Source organism: Mesorhizobium oxytropidicola (assembly GCF_056174625.1).
The window spans coordinates 5,560,601-5,579,333 of the sequence record NZ_CM149692.1 but is presented as its reverse complement, the minus strand read 5'-3'; the positions used below and the strand labels follow the sequence as shown (position 1 = coordinate 5,579,333).

The window sequence follows — 18,733 nt, the reverse complement described above, 5'->3', positions numbered from 1 at the left end:
TTACGCTTGCATTTGCCCCTGGTGCACAAGGTCTAGGGCAAGACGTGCTGGGTAACCCTCCAATCGGGCAGCCCATAGCCACCCAACCATGGCCACACTTCCTTCTGATTGAAGTAGACAACCGACGTCAGGGCCGGAAACTCCGCATAGGACTTGCGGGAATCGGCCGCCCATTGCGAAACATATTCCTGCTTCCCGACATAGCCGAGTTCCGCCACCACGACCGGCTTGTTGAAACCCGCGACGCGGTCATATCCGGGCTTCAGCGCCTCGGCGAACGTACGATCACGACCGGCCTCGTCATTGTCCTTTTTCTGCAGGCCGAACACCGACAGCCCGATGACGTCGACATAGTCGTCGCCAGGGTAGTATTTCTCCAGACCCACTTCACCCTTGGGGGACCACATATATTTGGCGGCTGGTGCAGCTTTGCGGCACAGATCGACCTCGCGCTTATAGGCGGCGATCCAGTCCTTGGGTGCCCAGTTGGCCCAGGTGAAGCGACCGTTGGTGTCCTCCATTTCCTGCGCCCAGCGAATGGTGACGGGGCTCTTCATGGCTCCCACCAGATTGCAGATTGCCTGCATGTTTGCGTCATATTTGCCGCTCAATATGCCGTCGCGCAGTTCGCTCGGGGTGATGCGCCAGTCCTTCGACCAGGTCCAAGGCTCGATGGTGATCAACAGCGACCGGTTTCGCTGAAGCGCATAGGCATCGGCTAACGGTAGGCTCGTCAGGTCGACGTCTTCCCAGGGCAGGAAGAGCTCCTCGATGCTGGCACTCTTGTCGGCGCCGAAGTCTCCGTAGGGGTCATAGGATCCGAACGCCGAAGCGGCGCTGCTCGTATGAACGGGATCCGTCGCGGCCTCGGAGCCGGCGCCCGCCAAAGTCGGGAGCGCCGGGCTGCCGCCCAAGGCCAACGCCATTGCAAACGCACTTACTGCGGTATTTTTCATGATAATCTCCATAGCTTCGACATCCTGCGGAAGTCGAAGCTTCGCCCGCATGTCGACGACTGATCGACACGACCATCCACACCCGATCGGCTTTATTGGCGGAATCTGCGGGATTTCGGAGCGACTATTGGCGGGAATGTTAAGCACAAATTCCTGCCATGAAATCATCTCTCAAGGCGCCGACACGAGGAGCTCAAGAGAGACGGTTCGCCGCGATACTCACAAATTCGCGTCAAATTCCGATATATTATCCCTGGCTAATTTAAGAGCCGGTCGCAGCTAAGAGTCAAGTACAATTAACGGTTGCTTAACCATGACTCGCTCGGCATGGTTAACATGCCAGTCTGCCGGATTCTCTTCGAATTGGCTCGATCTCATCCGTGCTGAAAATTTTGCCGGCTCTCCATTCCGGAGTCGCCCTCTGGCGGCTCTTCTGTGAGATGCCCTCGCGGCTCTGGGGGCTAGGTTAACCAATGCTCAAGAAGCATAGTTAAGCAACACTTAATTTAGTTGACTCTAAGAGAACGGAAGCTGATTCTACAGCCGGGATGTGAGGGTTTTCAACCGCGGTTTGGCTGAAGCCCGAAGTGGCGGCGCGTAAGCAGATGAGTATAGACGTAGGCATAGTCGGCCATACGAACAGACGGGCACGGCAAGCCGAGGCGGCCCTGGCCGGCTCGGCGCGGGAAGCGGCCCTATCTCGTGCCGGTGCTGTCGGCCACCCAGCAATGGCTGCTCAGGCTGGCCTTGGCTTTCTGGTTCGTCACGCTCGGCTTCTTCTGGTCTTGGTGGCTCAGGCCCGAGCATGTTGAGCATATCGGACCATATGTATTCGCGACAGCCATTCTGCTGTGGCTCACGCTGATGCCGTTGTATTTTCTCCTGAACGTGCATGCGTCGAAAAACCGTCCAAACTTCATACGCTCCCGAAGCGTTCGCGGGTCGCGATGGTTGTCACCAAGGCCCCCTCGGAACCGTTTGCCGTGGTTGCGCGCACGCTGGAGGCGATGCTGGCGCAAGACTACCCGCATGATACCTGGCTTGCCGACGAGGATCCCTCCGAAGACACGATCGCCTGGTGCAATGCTCACGGCGTGCTGATTTCGACGCGGCGCGGCAGGGAAGACTATCACCGCAAGACTTGGCCGCGCCGCACCCGCTGCAAGGAAGGCAATCTGGCGTTCTTCTACGACCACTATGGTTACCAGCGTTACGATTTCGTCGCCCAGATGGACGCCGACCATGTGCCGACACCGACCTATCTCAGGGAAATCCTCTATCCCTTCGCCGATCCCACGGTCGGCTATGTGTCGGCGCCGAGCATCTGCGACAACAATGCCGCCGAAAGCTGGTCGGCGCGCGGCCGGCTGTTTCCGGAAGGGATGTTCCACGGACCCTTGCAGTCCGGCCATACCGGCGGCGGGGCGCCGCTCTGCATCGGCTCACATTATGCCGTGCGAACCAGGGCGCTGAAGCAGGCGGGCGGTCTCGGTCCGGAACTGGCCGAGGATCATTCCACCTCGATGCTGATCAACGCGGCCGGCTGGCGCGGCGTGCATGCGATCGACGCCATCGCGCATGGCGATGGACCGCAGACTTTCGCCGATCTCGTCACCCAGGAATTCCAGTGGTCGCGGAGCCTGATGACGATCTTGCTCGAGTATTCGCCCGCATATTTGGCCAAGCTCTCGCCGCGGTTGAGGTTCCAGTTTCTCTTTTGCCAGCTCTGGTATCCGCTATTCGCCGTCTTTGCGTTGCTGATGTACGTCATGCCGATCTATGCGCTGTCCACCGGGCGCAACTTCGCCAATGTCATGTATCTCGACTTCCTGTTCTACTACGTGCCGAACGCGGTCGCCCTGGTCGGTCTGGTGATGATGCTGAAGGCTTTTGGCGTGTCGCGGCCGATCACGGCCAAGACGATCAGTTGGGAAGGCACGCTGTTCCTCTTCTTCGCGCGCTGGCCCTGGGTACTGGCCGGCACGCTGTCGTCGGTGCGCGACTATTTGACCAAATCGTTCGTCGATTTCCGCGTCACGCCCAAGGGCAGCGGCCCCAAGCATCTTCTGCCGGCTCGTACCTTCGCGCCCTATGTGGTGCTGGCCATCGGTGCGGCGCTGCCCGTCCTGCTCGTTGACCACCCCTTCGACGCCACCGGCTTCTACTGGTTCGCCGCCCTCAACGCCTTCCTCTACGGGTTCCTGGTGACGGTCATCGTCGTCAGGCACGTCATCGAGAACAAGATCCCGCTGCGCGCCAATGTGACGAAACTCGCCTTGCAGGCTTCGCTTGCCCTGTTGGCGATCGTCGTGCCGGCCATGGGTTTCTACGACCGTGGCATGGAGGGCGTCTACGGGCTGCAGCAGGGTGCCGGTGGCTTTCGCATCGTCCGCATCGCCTATGTGGTTTCCGGTGCTGGCCAGGGCAACATCGGAGCCCGCAACTTCTACTTCGACCCTGGTTGGGAAACGCGGCGCTGATGCCCAAACTCATCCACCCGTAAGACTTTCTCCCGAACTGCATTCACCTTGATTGACGGTCTCGATTGCCGGCCAGCGACCCGCCGTAGCCTCAGGCACGAGCGAATATGATCAAATTTTAATAATATCCGATCGAGCGCTGAAAGGCGGCACTGACCATGCCGTTTGCGCGAATTTTAATAAGTATCCTCTAATATTCGAACATGATGTGAGTGGCGGTTGGCTGTTCACGCGGCGCGGAAGACACCAGAGAAAAATATCTCTGCGTCCAATCGATTTGCATTTATCGACAGGGGATAGATGATGAACAAATTCATCAGGGGCTTGGCTGCCAAAGGCAGAAAAATGCCTGGTCTATAGCTGCTTTTGCATTAATCTCGATGGTTTCCGGTTGCCAGAGCATGGACGCGACCACGACCGGCTCACTCGCCAGCAAGCCCGCGGTGCATGCGCCCGGCAAGAAGATCCACTACGTCGGGAAGACGCGCGGTCATGTGTTCAACCGCAAGCGCCTTATGCAGACGACCAGCGTGACGCGCACGACCGAGACGGCCTACGCGGCCTTCGTACGACCGCAACCGGCCAGGATCGTCGCGCCGGCGCCAGTGAAGGTTTCTTTCCAACCAGGCAATGGTGGCCCGTTCCTCGGTCATTCCCCCTGGATCTGCGGTCCGAGTGGATTTGGCCAGCGCGCCACTTGCCGCGCGCGCTAAAAAGAGTTCGGCGGGGGACTGGGATCCGGGCGTGAGAGGTGAGGCGGCGCGGGGCCGCGCCAGCCACCCCTTACGCCCGGATTTCCATTCGCGCCGATACCAATCGACAAACGCCTTCGAACCGTCTTCGATCGGCCCTCGTGGCTTGACGTCGAAGTCTCACATCGGCCGTGGTTCCGTGGGCTTGTCGCCTCTCGGTCTGAAGCGCCTCGCTGCGGCGCAAAAGGTTGACATCGATCTTTGCCCAGCTGTTAATGCGCGTAAGCCAAGCTGCTGACCGCGCCCGGAAACCCGGTGCTGCATCGATGGGAGAACGCACCGAGGTGGCGCGTCCTCGGCCACGATCGTGTCGGCGCTACGCTGGATCGGGATGCGAAAACCGTATGCGACCGTTGATTGCGCCGACAGTTTCGACCGGATTGCCTTGGGCTCGCATGGAGCGGGAACGCGGCCAGCCTGCCAGGCGCGCCTGGCTTGTGCCTCTGCTGGTCGTTTGTGGCCAGTTGGCGCTTTTCGGAGCGGCTCAAGCGGCCAACGAAAAGAACCCCAAGCCTGCGGAAGCCGCCGCCACCGTGCCGACGGCTTTCGAGCTGCAGCGTCTCTACACCGACCGCACATGGCTGTGGAAAGACGGAGCGGCCTATTTTGGAAAGACCGGTCGCCCCCTCCGGGCCTGGACGTCGGGGCAGGATTCAGCCTCTGTCGCCGAGGGCAGGTGGCTGGTGACCAAAGACGGCAAGATGTGCATGGACGTCGCCTGGCGGTCCAAGAGCTACAAGGGCAAGCAGCAACGCACCTGCTACAGCCACCGCATCGAGGGTGGGACCATTGAGCAACGCAAGGATCCGGATGGGGTATGGTACAGTTTCAAACGAACCCCTGAGGACCCTTCAGACGAGTATCGGAAATTCGAAGTGGGCGACACCAAGGGCGCGCAGTTCGAAGAGACCCGCAAGCTGATTGATTCCAACAATTAGGTCGTATTCCAGCCATGTTGAGCTGGTGGTGCCTTGCATGAGCGTCGACGCAGTCAGCGATTGTGCGTTTCGCTCCTGGCCCCATCGCGACGGGTTGAGCAGCCCCCAAATCCTTCCTGTTTTGACAGCGGGCTGCTTTGCCCGGCGCCTGTCAGGGAACTTGCGAATCGCTTATGGTCAACCATCAAGCGGTTCGGCTGAGCGGTCGGCGCGCCGACCGCCGATTGATCGCATTCAGTTGCAACTGACGGACGACGAGACGGTGGGCCTACCATAGGGTTTTGATGAAATTTAATAATTAGTGATGTCTAATGTTCATGCGTGATGTGCGAGTGGTTGCCCACGTGGCGTAGAAGCGACGAAGGCATGGTATGTCGCGATGCGTCCTTGGCCTATACTTGATAACAAGGGACACATGATGAACAAATCCGCAATCGGCGTATTTGGCCCAAGCAAAAATATAGTATCTATTGTTGCAGCTGTGGCGATGATCTCTGCGGTTGCGGGCTGTCAGGGCCTGGACGCGACCGAAACCAATTCGGTCTTTATCAAGCCTGTGGTCCATCCGGTCCGCAGCAAGCCCGCGGCCCAGCCGGTCTACACCATGTCCACGGTGCATTCGCTTAGAAGCGAGCCTCAGATTCTGATGACGGTACGGACGACTGAAAGTGCTTACGCTTTTACATCGCCACAGCGGATCAAAGTCCATACGCCGGGGCCTGTGAAAGTCTCTTTCAATCCGGGCGATGACGGTGCGTTGCTGGGCAGTTCGCCTTACATCTGCAGCCCCAGCGGATTTGGCCAACTCGCAAGTTGCCACCCGCGCTATCTCTGATCTAGAGCAATTCCAGGAAAAGTGTGAGCGGTTTTCCGTCTGGAATTGCGTCAAAACAAAGAGTTAGAGCGGTTCGCCGTTTCCATGAAACGGTGAAACGCTCTAGCGAGCCGCGACGGACGCGGCCGCCGGGCTTGGCGGCAGTTTCACCGGTTTCGTCTGCAGCCCGAAGAATGGCGCCGCCGTCCTGACGATCGTGTCGAGGTCGGAGAGCTGCGGCACAAAACCAAGATACGCGCGCGCCTTGCCCGGATCGGCATAGAGCTCGGCCGGATCTCCCGGGCGCCGGGCCCTGAAGACGGCCGGAACCGGTCTTGAGGTTATCCGGCTGACCGCCTGTATGATCTCCTTGATCGATACGCCCCACCCAGTACCGAGGTTGACCGCCAGGCTGTGTCCGCCGCCCTCGAGGTGTTGGACGGCTTTCAGGTGGGCGCGGGCAAGGTCGCCGACGTGGATATAATCGCGCACGCAGGTGCCGTCCGGCGTGTCATAGTCCGTGCCGAAGACCTCGATTTCGTCGATCATGCCAGACGCCGCCATCAGCACCCTGGGAATCAGATGCGTCTCCGGCGAATGCCACTCGCCGAGCTCGCCGTCGGGATCGGCACCGCAGGCATTGAAATAGCGCAGGATCGCAAATTTCATCCCATAGGCGGACGCATAGTCGCCGATGATCTGTTCTCCCATCAGCTTGGTGCGCCCGTAAGGGCTGATCGGATTTTGCGAGGAAGTCTCGCGAATGGGCAACGCTTCCGGCACGCCGTAGGTCGCGCAGCTGCTGGAGAAGATGATGTTGTCGATGGCATGCGCGCGTGCCGCGTCGAGCACGGCGATGGTGCCGGTCACATTGGTCGAATAATAATCGGCCGGCTGGTGAGCGGATTCCCCGACATAGGCCAGCGCCGCGAAGTGGATGACCGACGTCGGCCTGTATGTCCCGATCACCGCTTGCAGCGCATCCCGGTCCCGGATATCGCCCACGACAAGCGGACCCCAGGCGACGGACTTCCGGTTGCCGCGGCACAGATTGTCGAAAGCCACGGGCAGATAGCCGGCGGCGGCCAGCAGCTTGCAGGTGTGGCTGCCGATGAAGCCCGCCCCACCTGTCACCAGGATCGCTGGTCGGCTCATGAGGCCGCGGCCCCTGTGATCATCCGGCTGCCGTAGAGCAAGGTGTCGAAATAGTCGACGGTGTGCGCCAGGCCCTGGGCCAGGTTGATCCTCGGCTCCCAACCGAGATTGTCCCTGGCGAAGGAGATATCCGGTTTGCGCTGCCTCGGATCGTCGATCGGCAATGGCCGATGCACGATCTTCGATCTGGAGTTGGTGTAGCCGACGACCAGCGTCGCGAGTTCCATGATGGTGAATTCGCCGGGGTTGCCGAGATTGACCGGATGGGCGGGCGCACGCGGCGCATTCATCAGGCGCATGAAGCCCTCGATCAGGTCGTCGGCGTAACAGAAGGAGCGGGTTTGCAGGCCGCTGCCGTAGACGGTCAGGTCTTCGCCGCGCAATGCCTGGACGATGAAGTTCGAGACCACGCGCCCGTCATCGGGCTGCATGCGGCGACCGTAGGTGTTGAAGATGCGGGCGACGCGGATATCGAGGCCATATGTCCTCGAATAGTCGAAGAACAAAGTCTCGGCCGAACGCTTGCCTTCATCATAGCAAGAGCGCGGTCCATGCGTGTTGACGTTGCCGAAATAACTCTCGGGCTGTGGGTGCACGAACGGGTCGCCGTAGACCTCCGAAGTCGAGGCCTGGAATATCTTGGCATTGTTCCGGCGCGCGAGTTCCAGAAGGTTCAGCGAACCGAGCACACTTGTCTTGAACGTATGGATCGGGTCCGCCTGATAGTGCGGCGGAGAGGCAGGGCAGGCAAGGTTGTAGATCTCGTCGACTTGAAGATCCACGGGCAGTGGATCGACGATGTCATGCTCGATGCAGGTGAATCTTGGATCGCGCAGAAGGGCGTTGAGATTGTATCTCTTGCCGGTGTGGAAATTGTCCAGCACGACGACGTCGTACCCATCCCGCAACAGGCGTTCGCACAGATGCGACCCCAGGAAGCCCGCGCCCCCGGCAACCAGGGCGCGACGTCGTTTTTGGTTCGGCTCTCTTGACCGATCCCGGATCCCAGTTTCAGAACCTTGATGACCTTGTTCATGCTTGCCCCTTACGCAACGCGCACGCTACCGCCGAGCCGGGATAACAGCCCAGCTACGCCTTCAGAAACGTGACAAACCCTCCGCATCAGCGGATTCGCCGTCATTGATGTGCGTTAATTATTCTCTGGGTTCGCCGGGTCGGTGCCGCACGCTTTACGTGCTGCCGCTCATCCGTCTCTGCGCCCCAAAATCGCGATCACGTGCCCAGTGCCATCATCGTCGATTGCTCGCCCAAATTGCACATCCCAACACGCCAAAAATATACCTGTAGGGATTATAGTCAACTAAATTAGTAGTTTCTTAACTATGGCTGTTGGCGAATGGTTAATCGTCGGGCTGGGTTCGACTCGCAACGCCGGACCGTGAGCGTCTGAGGAGGATGCTCTTTACAAATCAACAGTTTGGATCGGCCATGTGACGGCCTGTCAGGGGCTGGGCATTGGGAAATGCCGAGGTCGCCACATCAGTGCGCATCTCGGCCTATATCCCAGGAAATATACTTAAATGAAGACGGGCTCGGGCGACCCTTGCGGATGTCAAATTTTCAGAGTGCAACTGGATTGCTGGCCAAAGCCGCTCGGGCTGCAAATATAAACGTCACGGTGAAAATATTTTGCCAAAATTTCCTTATGAAAAGAGGACGCATCGCAACCAGTTATAGCGGAAAGAAAACCAAGAGCCAAAAGTTGAACGGAAAGCCGCTTCGTGGAGGCGAGTTTCAATTGCGATCTCTTTCCATCGCACTGCTCGCAGGCTCTGCGCATAAAGGCCTCTCATTCGCACGGCGCGGATCAACGGTCATTTTTGCCGGAAAGCGCGCATCTGTCCATTCCATGCCACAACATCGGCAATGGCATTGAGCGCATAGGTAGAGAGCGCCGTCCATTGCGCGATCGCGTATCTGCGCGGAACGGCACGCCGGCATGGTGTCGCCCTACCTTGCCGGTTACGAGCGTGTCGTGTTCCTATTCAATGGCCATGACACGGCCCAGGTCGAGGCGGCCAGGGGACACTGGAAGACGATGGAGCACGCCGGCCAGGCCGTAGCCTGCTGGCAGCCGACGCCGGATCGGCGCTGGGAGCGCAAGGTCTGAGAAACGTCGGCAAATGATCGTCGCCTCGCTTGGTTGTTACTGGCTCTTCTCCTCGATAAGCAACTGCCGGTTGGCTTGCAGCAAATCGAGATACCGCTGCCTCGTTTCCGGATCGGCCTGGCAAAAGAACCTCAGCAATTCGTTGGCACGGTCTTCGAACGCGCGAAACGCCGGAAACTCTTTCGTTCCGGTACTTGTCGAACGACTGAGTGTGAACCGGTCACGGAAGTTCGATCCATCTCCCGAATAAGACACGGTGATCCTGTCTACCTGCCCGTCAATGTAGGATGTCGAGACACGCGACTGGTTTCCATTGGGCTTTTCATCGATCGTCTGGAGAATCCCGCTGCCGCCTGGATTTGGGCACTCGACCGAAACTCTCAGGAAATCGGTGTTGGCGAGGCAAGAGGTGCCTCCGCCAAGCAGCAAAACCAACGCAAGACCGGTCGAGGTTTGCAAGGGCGGAGACCTGCTTCATTCAAGAACTTCATCGTCGACGACGATTGACGGAATATCACCATAAATTGTTAGCATCGATCTATGAGTTGGAAGAAGAGCAACTCACGCGGCGGGCTGAGAATGCGGATCAAGATCATTGGAACCGGGCGTGCCGTGCCGGCAACGTGCGTGACGTCGCGCACGCTCGACGAAAAATTGGGGCTCGGCCATGGACAGCTAGAGGCCGCCACCGGCGTCGTCGAACGCTATGTCTGCGATGCGGAATCGCAGGTGGATCTCGCTTGCGCGGCGGCCCGTCTGGCGCTCGCCGATGCCGGGACCGAGGCCGGTGAGATCGATCTCGTTATCGGCGGCTGCGGCGTGCCTTACCAGCCACTGCCATCGACCGCGCCGCTGGTGATGCAGCGGCTGGGCATGGTCGATGGTTCGGCGGCGGCCTTCGACGTCAACAGCACTTGTCTCGGCTTCCTGACCGCCTTCGAGACTGCCGGCCGCATGATCGAGGCCGGGCAAAGCAAACGGGCGCTCATATTCTCATCGGAGGTCGCCTCGCGCGCCTTGCCCTGGAAAGACCAGCCGGAAATCGCTGCCCTGTTCGGCGACGGCGCGGCAGCTGCTATTCTGTGCCGGTCGATGCCCGGAGAAGGCAAGATGGTAGCCAGCCTGATGCGCACCTATCCCTCAGCCTATGACGCCTGTGGTATAGGTTCCGGCGGCACTCGTTTCGACTTCCATCGCCAGCCGCAGGAATTCGCAAGCCACGCTCTGTTCCACATGGATGGCAAGGAGCTGTTTCGCGTCACATCGCGACATTTCAACGGCTTCCTGACTGACCTGTTGGAACGCGCGGGCTGGGATCATGAAGAGGTAGACCTCGTCGTGCCGCATCAGGCCAGCCCCTTTGCCCTGGTCCATATGGCGCGTCAGACCGGCTTTGCCCGGGAGAAGCTTGTCGATATCGCGGCGCGCTATGGCAACCAGATCGCCGCTTCGATCCCCTTCGCCTTCGACATTGCGCGCCGCGAGCGGCGCATCGCGCCGGGCGCCAAGGTACTCTTCCTCGGCACCTCGGCCGGCGTGTCCTTCGGCGGCATGGCGCTGCAGGCATGAGGCGCGTGCTCGTCACTGGCGCCAGCGGCTTTCTTGGCGCGCATATCGTTGCCCGGTTGGCGGCGGACGGCATGCAGGTGGTCGCGCAAGGTCGCGATGTCGGGCGCTGCCTGGCGCTCGAAGCCGCCGGTCATGCGGTTGTCCGCCGCGATCTGTCGCAGCCATTCGATGCGGATGCCGGGGCCGCATTCGGGGAACTCGGTGCCATTGTGCATTGCGCGGCGCTCTCGGCGCCGTTCGGCCGGCTGGCGGATTTTCAGGCGGCCAACGTCACGGCAACCCGCAATCTCGTCGATTTTGCGCATCGGCAAGGCGTGCGCCGCTTCGTCCATATATCCAGCCCCTCGGTCTGCTTCGCCTTTCGCGACCAGATCGGCGTGCCGGAGGACATGGCTTTGCCGGAGCCGGTCAATGCCTATGCGCTGACCAAGCGGCAAGGGGAGGAGATCGTGCTGGCTGCGTCCGGGATTAGCCCGGTCATCTTAAGGCCGCGCGGCATATACGGGGCTGGCGACCGCGCCTTGTTGCCTCGCCTGCTTGCAGCGGCCCGGCGGCCGCTGCCGCTGTTTCGCGACGGCCAGGCGCGCATCGACCTCACCCATGTCGACGATGTCGTCGATGCGGTGGTCGCGGCGCTCGAGGCCGGCAGCTCTGCCGACGGCCAGATTTTCAATGTTTCCGGTGGCGAGGCGCTGCCGGTGCGCCGCATCGCCGAAGCCGCCTGCGCGCGCGCCGGCGTGGTGGTGCGGTGGCGAAAACTGCCCTTGTGGCCGGCCATGCTGGCGGCGGGTGCGATGGAGGCGGTGGCGCTGCGCTTGCCGGGCCGGCCCGAACCGCCGGTCACACGCTACGGCCTCGGCCTGTTCGCCTATGCCCAAAGCCTCGATATCTCAAAAGTTGTGCGGATGCTGGGCTGGGCGCCGAAAGTGTCATTCGAGGAAGGGCTTGACCGCACATTCGGCAAGGCGGCGGAAAACCGGTTTGCGGCAGGGAGGGCGGCAGCGTGAAGATTGTCTTCGCCAACAGCGCCTGGGTCAGTGCCGCCGAAAGGCTGATCCTGCGCGGCGGCAGCTGGCGGAGCGTCCGGCTGCGTGTTCGCTATGGCATCATCATCCACCCGCGGGCCGGCCCGGTGCTGATCGACACCGGCTATACGCCGCAAGTGACCAGCGGCACCGACCGTGGCACTGCACTGCGCCTCTATGGCGCGATACTGAAGCCCCAGCTCAACGCGGCCGAGCAACCGCTGCCGGTGCTGGCGCGGTTCGGCCTCACCCCGCAAGATGTGCGCACTGTCATCGTCACCCATTTCCATGCCGACCACATTTCCGGCCTGTCGCAGTTTCCCAATGCCCGTTTCATTGCCAGCGATGCCGCCTGGTCGCGGCTGAAGGCGCGCACGGCGTGGCAGAATCTGCGCCATGGCGTCTTCGCCGAGCTGTTTCCGATCGACTTCGAGACCCGCCTCGACGGGCTGTCGACCAAGGCACGGATCGCGCCGCGTGGCGCCATTCCCGGCGGTGCCGATCTGTTCGGCGACGGCAGCGTGGTTGCGGTCGATCTGCCCGGTCATGCCGACGGGCAGTTCGGCCTGTTGTTCGCCGGAATGGAGCGGCCTCTGCTTTACGCCGTCGACGTGCAATGGCTGCTCGCGGCACTGGTGCAGAGACGTACGCCCGGCTTTCCCGCGAGCCTGCTGGCCGAAGACTTCGCCGCCATCGAGCCGACCAGCGAAGTCCTGCGCCGTTTTCTGGCGGACGGCGGCGAGGTGATGTTCTGCCATGATCCGGAGCCGAAATCATACGATCTGGATGGCGAGAGCGTATGAGCGGGTTCGCTGAAGCGCTGGGCTCGTTCGCCCACACTCGATGGGTGTCGCGCAAGAGCCGCAAGAATTTCGAACGCTGGCAGGCCCGCGCCTTGCGTCGCTGGCTCGACCGCGACCTGCCGCTGGCGCCTTTCTACGGCAAGCCGCCGCGCCGTCTCGACGATCTGCCGGTGACCGATAAGGCACTGCTGATGGCGAATTTCGAGCGCTTCAATATCGGTGGCGTGTCGGCCAGCGATGCCTGGGCCGCTGCTTCCTCGGATGGCCGCCTCGGCGATCTGACTGTTGGCGCCAGCACGGGTACATCGGGCAATCGCGGCCTGTTCGTCATTTCCGAGGCCGAGAAATATCGCTGGCTGGGTACGATCCTGGCCAAAGCCATTCCCGACCTTCTGTGGCGCCGGCAGCGCGTGGCCGTGATCCTGCCGCAGAACAGCGGACTCTATGACAGCGCGCGCCAATCCCGGCGCGTCGAACTCGGCTTCTTCGATCTCAGGCTTGGTCCGGAAAATTGGCGCGATGCACTCGAGGATTTTGCGCCGACGGTGATCATTGCGCCGCCCAAGATATTGCGCCACGTCGCGACGGAGGATTTCAGGCTGGCGCCGGTCCGCGTCTTTGCTGCCGCCGAAACGCTGGATCCGGTCGACCGGCCGGTCATCGAGGCGTATTTCGGGCTGCCGCTCGACCAGATATACATGGGAACGGAGGGACTGTTCGCGGTCACGTGCCGGGAAGGCGGGCTGCATCTGGCCGAAGATTCGGTGTATTTCGAGTTCGAGCCGGTCGGTGATGGCCTGGTCACGCCGCTGGTCACGGCCTTCCGCCGGCAGACGCAGATCATGGCGCGTTATCGGATGAACGATTTGCTGCGTCTGTCCAAGGGGCCTTGCCGCTGTGGCTCGCCGCTGCGCACGGTGGACGAGATTGTCGGCCGCATGGACGATGTCTTCCGGCTGGTTTCGATGCATGGACCAATCCTGGTTACGCCAGATATTTTGCGAAACGCGGTGCTGGGGGCCGATCGCCGTATCGACGATTTCCGGCTGATCCAGACGGCAGCCGAGGGGGTCGAGTTGCGGCTGGCGTCGGGCCTCGCCAACGACGCGGCGCAGGCTGCCCTGGGGGCGGTGCGCGCGCTGCTTGCCGCGCGCCAGGCAATCGTTGCAGTGGAACTCGTTCGTGCACCGCTGCCGCTGGAAACCGGCCGCAAGTTGCGCCGCGTCGAATGCCGGCTGGGGGCGGGGCCGTGAGTCTTGGAAACATCGACGAAAGCCAAGCCGATCGGGTCGAGAACAGTCCGCGCCAGGTCGAAGCCCTGGTCGAGCTTTTCAACGAGGTGCCGGCCCGCGATCTCGTGCGCAACCTGACGGTCAGGGTCGAGGCTTTCGAGATCGCCGGGCGCACCTTTCCGCTGACTTTGAACGACGCCAGCGAGGCGCCGAACTGCTACATCTGCTGCCCGTCCAGCGCCTATATCGACTATGCCATCGACGAAACGCGCAACTTTGCTTCGAGCCCATTGCTGCAGCGCACGGTTCGCGCGCTGGTCCGTGCCTGTGCGCCGCTGGTGAAGGCAAGCGGCCTCGACCATCAGGTGCAGGTCAACAACTGGCTCTATTCGACCAATCCGGTGCCACGGCTCGAACGCGCCGCCATCGCCGAGATGCGGACTGAACTCACCACGCGCTTTCCCGATCGCGCCATTGTCATCCGATCGCTCAACGATATCGCCGACCCCTCGACCATCGTGGCGCTGAAGGCGCAAGGCTTTCGTATGCTGGCGGCGCGGCAGATCTATATCTTCGCCGATCGCAGCGCGGCGCCGTCGACGACGCGCGACATGAAACGCGACCGCAGCCGACTGCGCTCGACGCCCTTTCGCTTTGTCGGCGATCGCGACTTCAGTGAAGCCGACTACGTCAGGAGCGAAGAGCTCTACGCCATGCTCTATCTCGACAAATACACGCCGCTCAATCCGCACTATACAGCCCGCTACATCGGCGAGATGCACCGTCGAGGCATCCTCAGACTTGCCGGCTTGCGTGACGCCAACGGCAGGATCGTCGCCGTCACCGGTCTGTTCGAAAATGGCCGGACGCTGACCCAGCCCATCGTCGGCTACGACACCAGCCTGCCGATCGGCGATGGGCTCTACCGCATGATGATGGCGATGGCGCAGGATCATGCCACGGCGCGCGGCCTGTCCTTCAACATGAGCGCCGGTGCGGCCGGTTTCAAACGCCGTCGCGGCGCGGTGCCGGCGATCGAATACAATGCCGTCTACGTCAGGCATCTGCCGCTTCGCCGTCGCGTTGCGGTGCGGATCATGGAAACGGTGCTGACATGGGTCGGCATTCCGCTGCTTCGGAGATTTGAGCTGTGAGTCAGCCTGTGAAGAAAGACCACTGGCAGGCGGTATCACTGTCCACCGATGTCGGGCGCAAACCAAAGCGTGTCCTGCTGGATGGCGCGCCGGTGGTGCTGTTCCGCTCGACCACCGGGATTTCGGCCCTGTTCGACCGCTGCGCGCACCGGCTGGTCGAATTGTCGACCGGCAGGATCGTCGAGGGCGAGATCGAATGTCCTTATCATGGCTGGCGCTTTGACGGTGATGGCCACTGCACCGTCATTCCCGGCCATGTCGGCGCGGTGCCGCATTACCGGGTGCGGCGCTATCGCGCGATCGAGCGCGACGGCGTCGTCTTCGTCGCGGTCGGCTCCCCCGAGGGCGAACCTTATCTCCACTGCATGCAGGGCCAGGATGTGATCGTGCGGCGCGTGCGCTCCTCGACGCAGTCGACGGTCATCGACGCGGCGGAAAACATCCTTGACGCCACCCACACGCATTTCACCCACAAGGGCCTGCTGCGCGGGCTCAGTGCCAAACGGCATCTGGTTCATGTCGAGGTGTCCGGTGGCGAGGGCTGGGTCGAAGCCTGCTATACCGGTGAAGAGCGCCAGCAGGGATTGATCAGCCGGCTTCTGGAAGGCGCGCGCACCAAGACCATCGGCCGCTTTCGCCATCCCGGTATCGCCGAACTGGAATATTGGGGCACAAACGGGCTTGTGCTGGCGACGACCTTCCACCTGCGCCAGGCTGATGAGCGGACCGTCGAGGGTGTCGGCTGGCTGATCGGTCAGCGCCAGGGCGGGATCGGTCATTTAAAGGCGCTCGCCTTCAAACCGCTGTTCAACATTGCCCTGCAGCAGGATCGCAAGGTGTTGAAATCGGCGAGCGACAATGCGCGTCTGCCACCGGAGGCGTTGCCGGCAATCGGACCGCTGGATTTCCTGCGTCGCGACATAGCGGCCATCATGGAAGGCAATATGCCATCGGCTGCTGCGGCGCCTCGCGTTCACCAGATCGAGCTTTAGCTCTTGATCGATATTTACAAAGACCGTTCCTGAACAACGGGATAGGTCCATCTATTGATTCGACGAGGATCAGTCCTGAAGTGGTCCGTTCCATTCGATGTCGCGCGTCGACGCCTGCTGCAGGCTTATGTGCTGGCGCAGTGACGTGCCGGCGATCTCGGCCAGAGCGCGCCATTGCGCCCGCTTCGGCGCGGGGTCGCCGGGCCAGTCGAGCAGTTCGTCGGCCGCGCGCATCGCCTGGCTGAAGCGCGCGATCCGCAGGGATCGTAGGGCCGCCGGCAATCCGTAGATCCACATCGCCAGCCGCACTGTCTGCGGCGCGGAGACGTCCGGTTTCACCTCGCGGCCATCTTCGAGCATGGCCTCAGTGAAACGCCGTGGATCACGGAAGAAGTGCAAGCCGCTCACGGCACGCGGATTGCACTCCAGCGGCAGCACTCGGCCATCCTTTTCGCGCACCAGGTCAAATGATATCTGGCCGGTCCAGCCGGTGCCGGCGACGAAGATCTCGACGAAGCGCCGGGCGGCGGGATCCTCGACCAGCTCGAAATAAATGCCGGCGCCCTTGCCGGCGCGATAGAGCGAACGATAGAGCCCCAGCGCCTTGAGGTCGCCATTCAGCGCCACCGCATAGGCGCTGATCTCGTCGCCGGAGACAAAGCGTTGCGCCACCCACGGCATTGCCGGTGACGGCTCAATGGCATCGAGTTTTTCCGGTGATGGGCGCAGCCGGACATGGCCGGCAAAACGCGACCAGACTGGCTTGAACACCAGTTCGCGCGATCGGCCGCGTGCGGTTTGCAAATCATCCTTGCTCTGCAGCAATGTCGTTTCCGGTACGGCGAGGCCGAGGCTTTCTGCAAGTCGTATGAAGGCGTGCTTGTCATGCACCTGTGCCAGCAGCGCCATGTCGGGCGCGAACAGTCGCGCAGACATGGCGCGGTCGCGCCAGAGCTGGCCGAGATAGAAGATCTCTTCGCAAGTCGGGATGACCAGCTCGATGCCTTCGCTGCGGACCAGCGCCTCCACGGCTTCGCCATAGGCGCGCGCGGCAAATCGTGGCGGCGGCAAGCGGTGATAGAGCGCGCATGACTTGCTTGCGGCTGCGATAGGGCGGGCCGGGCTGTCGGCCAGGATAACCCGCCGCCCGGCGCCGTGAAGCAGGCGCGCCAGATGCAGCGCCACCGGTGCTCGGGCTCCGGTGATCAGCACCGTGCTATTCGCCATGGGGTATCAGCTCATGCGCCATTCGAAATCGGGCACGACGAGCGTTGCGCGAAATCCCAGGTGTTGGCAATGCCGATATGAGATGGCGAAGTCGTCATCAGCGCTGACGGCATGCGGTACTTTGTTCAGGCATGACCCGCCGTCGACGGGCCATGCCGCTGGCCAGGGGTTAGCCAGGCATCACTGCCCGCCCATTTCCTTCTTGAATGTGTCGAAATCGACCTGCATGCCATTGAAGATGGTGCTCCAGTGGCGGGTGAGCGCGGCCATGGCCACGGCTTCCTGGATTTCCTCGTCGGTGGCGCCGGCGCGTTTGGCGTCTTGCGTGTCCGACCAGATGCAATAGTTGCACGGAATCTGCGCCGCCACCGCCAGCGAGATCAGCGACTTGACCTTTGGCGGCAGCGCCGTCTTGTCGCTGAGTTCGATGGCCTTGACCTCGGCCCATGCACCGGGCAGACCGGCCTTGGGAAACTGCTTCACAAAGCTCGGCACGCCGCCCATGGTCGACTGGATGTCCTTGAGGGTTGCATCATAGTCGTCCGCATGGACAGGTGCCGCGGCCAGTGTCAGCGCACAGCCGGCAGCGGCGAGCAGGCAGGTGTGGCGTATGGAAGAAGGCACGCATGAAAGAATGCGATAGGCAGACATGACATTCTCCTCTGGTCTTTGTTAGCCTTACGATGTAAGGTGATATGGAAAATGAACCTTACAGCGTAAGTTGTCAAGCGGCGCCATGGACTCACCAATCAAGAAAAAGCGAGCACGCGGGCGCCTGTCGCGCGAAATGATCGAGGACGCGGCCTTCGACGTTATCGAGACGGAGGGGCTCGCCGGCTTTTCAATGCGCAAGCTGGCGGCGGCACTCGGCTGCGAGGCAATGAGCATCTACCACCACTTTCCTTCGGTGGCGCATTTGCACGAAGCGCTGGTCGACCGGCTGGTCGGTGCGCTTGAAATGCCCGACGCCAGCCTGCCGTGGCGGCAAAGGATGCGCATCGCCATAGAAGATTTTCGCCGCATCGGCCGCGACCATCCGGCCTATGCTGCCTTCTTTGTCACCTACCGGATGAACTCGCCGACCTGCCTTGCCTGGTTGAACGGCATTATCGGCCTGTTCAGGGATGGTGGCTTCGACGTCGAACTCAGCGCCAGGCTGTTCCGTGCCGTCGGCTATTATCTAATGGGCGCTGTGCTCGACGAGAACGCAGGCTATGCCAAGGGTCCGTCGGCGGTGAACACGGTCAGCGACGAGCAACTGGCCCGGGATTTTCCCAATGTCATGGCCGCCGGGCGCTTTTTCGGCACCGCCGAATTCGACAAGACATTCGAACTTGGCCTCGACATGCTGCTGGACGAGATGGAACGCCTGCGCGACGGTGCCGATGCAGGCCAGTTGTCCGGCAAGGCATGATTGCAAGGTGAATGTCTGAATGCGCTTTCTGTTTGTGCTGATCCTGCCGGCCGATGCCGTGAGTTATTGGCAGCAGAGGTCAGGCCGCCGC

Annotated in this window: 17 protein-coding genes and 2 pseudogenes; 13 read left to right on the top strand and 6 right to left on the bottom strand. The window is 61.5% G+C overall.

Annotated features, from left to right (window positions below):
- Positions 1-32: 32 nt before the first annotated feature.
- Positions 33-956, bottom strand: a complete 924-nt coding sequence (locus tag AC0V8S_RS28160; protein WP_475438712.1) for a glycoside hydrolase family 26 protein — start codon at positions 954-956, stop codon at positions 33-35.
- A 605-nt stretch (positions 957-1,561) separates the two neighbouring features.
- Here AC0V8S_RS28160 and AC0V8S_RS28155 point away from each other — a divergent pair.
- The 4 genes and pseudogenes from AC0V8S_RS28155 (at position 1,562) to AC0V8S_RS28140 (ending at position 5,961) form a co-directional block, all read left to right on the top strand.
- A pseudogene (locus tag AC0V8S_RS28155) lies at positions 1,562-3,436 on the top strand (glycosyltransferase family 2 protein).
- Between the two features lie 401 nt (positions 3,437-3,837).
- A complete protein-coding gene (locus AC0V8S_RS28150; protein WP_475434698.1) occupies positions 3,838-4,149 on the top strand; it encodes a hypothetical protein in 312 nt (103 codons plus the stop codon).
- Positions 4,150-4,532: 383 nt separating this feature from the next.
- Positions 4,533-5,126 carry a DUF995 domain-containing protein gene (locus tag AC0V8S_RS28145; protein WP_475434697.1) on the top strand — a complete coding sequence of 198 codons (594 nt, stop codon included), beginning with the start codon at positions 4,533-4,535 and terminating at the stop codon, positions 5,124-5,126.
- A gap of 418 nt (positions 5,127-5,544) precedes the next feature.
- Complete coding sequence (locus AC0V8S_RS28140) at positions 5,545-5,961, top strand: hypothetical protein (RefSeq protein WP_475434695.1); 417 nt, start codon at positions 5,545-5,547, stop codon at positions 5,959-5,961.
- Positions 5,962-6,063: 102 nt separating this feature from the next.
- Here the strand turns inward: AC0V8S_RS28140 and galE are convergent, their stop codons facing one another.
- Together galE and AC0V8S_RS28130 are read right to left on the bottom strand one after the other, a co-directional pair.
- Entirely contained in the window at positions 6,064-7,095 is a 1,032-nt protein-coding gene (gene galE, locus AC0V8S_RS28135) for a UDP-glucose 4-epimerase GalE (protein WP_475434694.1), read from the bottom strand.
- Positions 7,092-8,099: a UDP-glucuronic acid decarboxylase family protein gene (locus AC0V8S_RS28130; RefSeq protein WP_475438711.1), complete on the bottom strand. Its 1,008-nt coding sequence runs from the start codon at positions 8,097-8,099 to the stop codon at positions 7,092-7,094. Before AC0V8S_RS28130 ends, galE begins: the two co-directional genes overlap by 4 nt.
- A 566-nt stretch (positions 8,100-8,665) precedes the next feature.
- Here AC0V8S_RS28130 and AC0V8S_RS28125 point away from each other — a divergent pair.
- On the top strand, positions 8,666-8,992 hold the full coding sequence (locus AC0V8S_RS28125) for a hypothetical protein (protein WP_475434693.1): 327 nt from the start codon (positions 8,666-8,668) through the stop codon (positions 8,990-8,992).
- A gap of 72 nt (positions 8,993-9,064) precedes the next feature.
- Positions 9,065-9,226: pseudogene (locus tag AC0V8S_RS28120) on the top strand (DNA polymerase III subunit chi); the annotation flags it as partial.
- 36 nt (positions 9,227-9,262) lie between these two features.
- Here AC0V8S_RS28120 and AC0V8S_RS28115 read toward each other — a convergent pair.
- Positions 9,263-9,685: a hypothetical protein gene (locus AC0V8S_RS28115; protein ID WP_475434692.1), complete on the bottom strand. Its 423-nt coding sequence runs from the start codon at positions 9,683-9,685 to the stop codon at positions 9,263-9,265.
- Positions 9,686-9,805: 120 nt separating this feature from the next.
- Here AC0V8S_RS28115 and AC0V8S_RS28110 point away from each other — a divergent pair, with 120 nt between their 5' ends.
- The 6 genes from AC0V8S_RS28110 to AC0V8S_RS28085 are packed head-to-tail and all read left to right on the top strand — an operon-like array spanning position 9,806 to position 16,001.
- Complete coding sequence (locus AC0V8S_RS28110; protein WP_475434690.1) at positions 9,806-10,795, top strand: 3-oxoacyl-ACP synthase III family protein; 990 nt, start codon at positions 9,806-9,808, stop codon at positions 10,793-10,795.
- Complete coding sequence (locus AC0V8S_RS28105) at positions 10,792-11,802, top strand: NAD-dependent epimerase/dehydratase family protein (protein ID WP_475434688.1); 1,011 nt, start codon at positions 10,792-10,794, stop codon at positions 11,800-11,802. Before AC0V8S_RS28110 ends, AC0V8S_RS28105 begins: the two co-directional genes overlap by 4 nt.
- Positions 11,799-12,623 carry an MBL fold metallo-hydrolase gene (locus tag AC0V8S_RS28100; protein ID WP_475434686.1) on the top strand — a complete coding sequence of 275 codons (825 nt, stop codon included), beginning with the start codon at positions 11,799-11,801 and terminating at the stop codon, positions 12,621-12,623. Before AC0V8S_RS28105 ends, AC0V8S_RS28100 begins: the two co-directional genes overlap by 4 nt.
- Positions 12,620-13,876, top strand: coding sequence for a F390 synthetase-related protein (locus tag AC0V8S_RS28095; RefSeq protein WP_475434685.1), 1,257 nt, complete (start codon positions 12,620-12,622; stop codon positions 13,874-13,876). The genes AC0V8S_RS28100 and AC0V8S_RS28095 overlap by 4 nt, the downstream gene beginning before the upstream one ends.
- A complete protein-coding gene (locus AC0V8S_RS28090) occupies positions 13,873-15,009 on the top strand; it encodes a GNAT family N-acetyltransferase (RefSeq protein ID WP_475434684.1) in 1,137 nt (378 codons plus the stop codon). The genes AC0V8S_RS28095 and AC0V8S_RS28090 overlap by 4 nt, the downstream gene beginning before the upstream one ends.
- Positions 15,006-16,001, top strand: a complete 996-nt coding sequence (locus AC0V8S_RS28085; RefSeq protein WP_475434682.1) for a Rieske 2Fe-2S domain-containing protein — start codon at positions 15,006-15,008, stop codon at positions 15,999-16,001. Before AC0V8S_RS28090 ends, AC0V8S_RS28085 begins: the two co-directional genes overlap by 4 nt.
- A gap of 69 nt (positions 16,002-16,070) precedes the next feature.
- On the opposite strand, the gene AC0V8S_RS28080 is transcribed toward AC0V8S_RS28085, so the two are convergent.
- Positions 16,071-17,228 (bottom strand): ATP-grasp domain-containing protein, encoded by a 1,158-nt coding sequence (locus AC0V8S_RS28080; RefSeq protein WP_475434680.1) that lies wholly within the window; start codon positions 17,226-17,228, stop codon positions 16,071-16,073.
- 180 nt (positions 17,229-17,408) lie between these two features.
- Positions 17,409-17,879: a carboxymuconolactone decarboxylase family protein gene (locus AC0V8S_RS28075; protein ID WP_475434678.1), complete on the bottom strand. Its 471-nt coding sequence runs from the start codon at positions 17,877-17,879 to the stop codon at positions 17,409-17,411.
- Positions 17,880-17,964: 85 nt separating this feature from the next.
- Between AC0V8S_RS28075 and AC0V8S_RS28070 the strand changes: the two genes are divergently transcribed.
- The gene (locus tag AC0V8S_RS28070; RefSeq protein ID WP_475434677.1) at positions 17,965-18,642 is read left to right on the top strand and encodes a TetR/AcrR family transcriptional regulator; all 678 of its coding nucleotides are present in this window, start codon (positions 17,965-17,967) and stop codon (positions 18,640-18,642) included.
- The last annotated feature ends 91 nt before the right edge of the window (positions 18,643-18,733 follow it).

What these genes read in the sequence shown, in the direction of transcription:
- AC0V8S_RS28150 (WP_475434698.1), top strand. Translation starts at nt 3,838, where the DNA reads ATGGACGCGACCACGACCGGCTCACTCGCCAGCAAGCCCGCGGTGCAT.
- AC0V8S_RS28105 (WP_475434688.1), top strand. Translation starts at nt 10,792, where the DNA reads ATGAGGCGCGTGCTCGTCACTGGCGCCAGCGGCTTTCTTGGCGCGCAT.
- AC0V8S_RS28070 (WP_475434677.1), top strand. Translation starts at nt 17,965, where the DNA reads ATGGACTCACCAATCAAGAAAAAGCGAGCACGCGGGCGCCTGTCGCGC.
- AC0V8S_RS28160 (WP_475438712.1), bottom strand. Translation starts at nt 956, where the DNA reads ATGAAAAATACCGCAGTAAGTGCGTTTGCAATGGCGTTGGCCTTGGGC.
- AC0V8S_RS28110 (WP_475434690.1), top strand. Translation starts at nt 9,806, where the DNA reads ATGCGGATCAAGATCATTGGAACCGGGCGTGCCGTGCCGGCAACGTGC.
- AC0V8S_RS28095 (WP_475434685.1), top strand. Translation starts at nt 12,620, where the DNA reads ATGAGCGGGTTCGCTGAAGCGCTGGGCTCGTTCGCCCACACTCGATGG.
- AC0V8S_RS28125 (WP_475434693.1), top strand. Translation starts at nt 8,666, where the DNA reads ATGTCAAATTTTCAGAGTGCAACTGGATTGCTGGCCAAAGCCGCTCGG.
- AC0V8S_RS28140 (WP_475434695.1), top strand. Translation starts at nt 5,545, where the DNA reads ATGAACAAATCCGCAATCGGCGTATTTGGCCCAAGCAAAAATATAGTA.
- AC0V8S_RS28080 (WP_475434680.1), bottom strand. Translation starts at nt 17,228, where the DNA reads ATGGCGAATAGCACGGTGCTGATCACCGGAGCCCGAGCACCGGTGGCG.
- AC0V8S_RS28145 (WP_475434697.1), top strand. Translation starts at nt 4,533, where the DNA reads ATGCGACCGTTGATTGCGCCGACAGTTTCGACCGGATTGCCTTGGGCT.
- galE (WP_475434694.1), bottom strand. Translation starts at nt 7,095, where the DNA reads ATGAGCCGACCAGCGATCCTGGTGACAGGTGGGGCGGGCTTCATCGGC.
- AC0V8S_RS28075 (WP_475434678.1), bottom strand. Translation starts at nt 17,879, where the DNA reads ATGTCTGCCTATCGCATTCTTTCATGCGTGCCTTCTTCCATACGCCAC.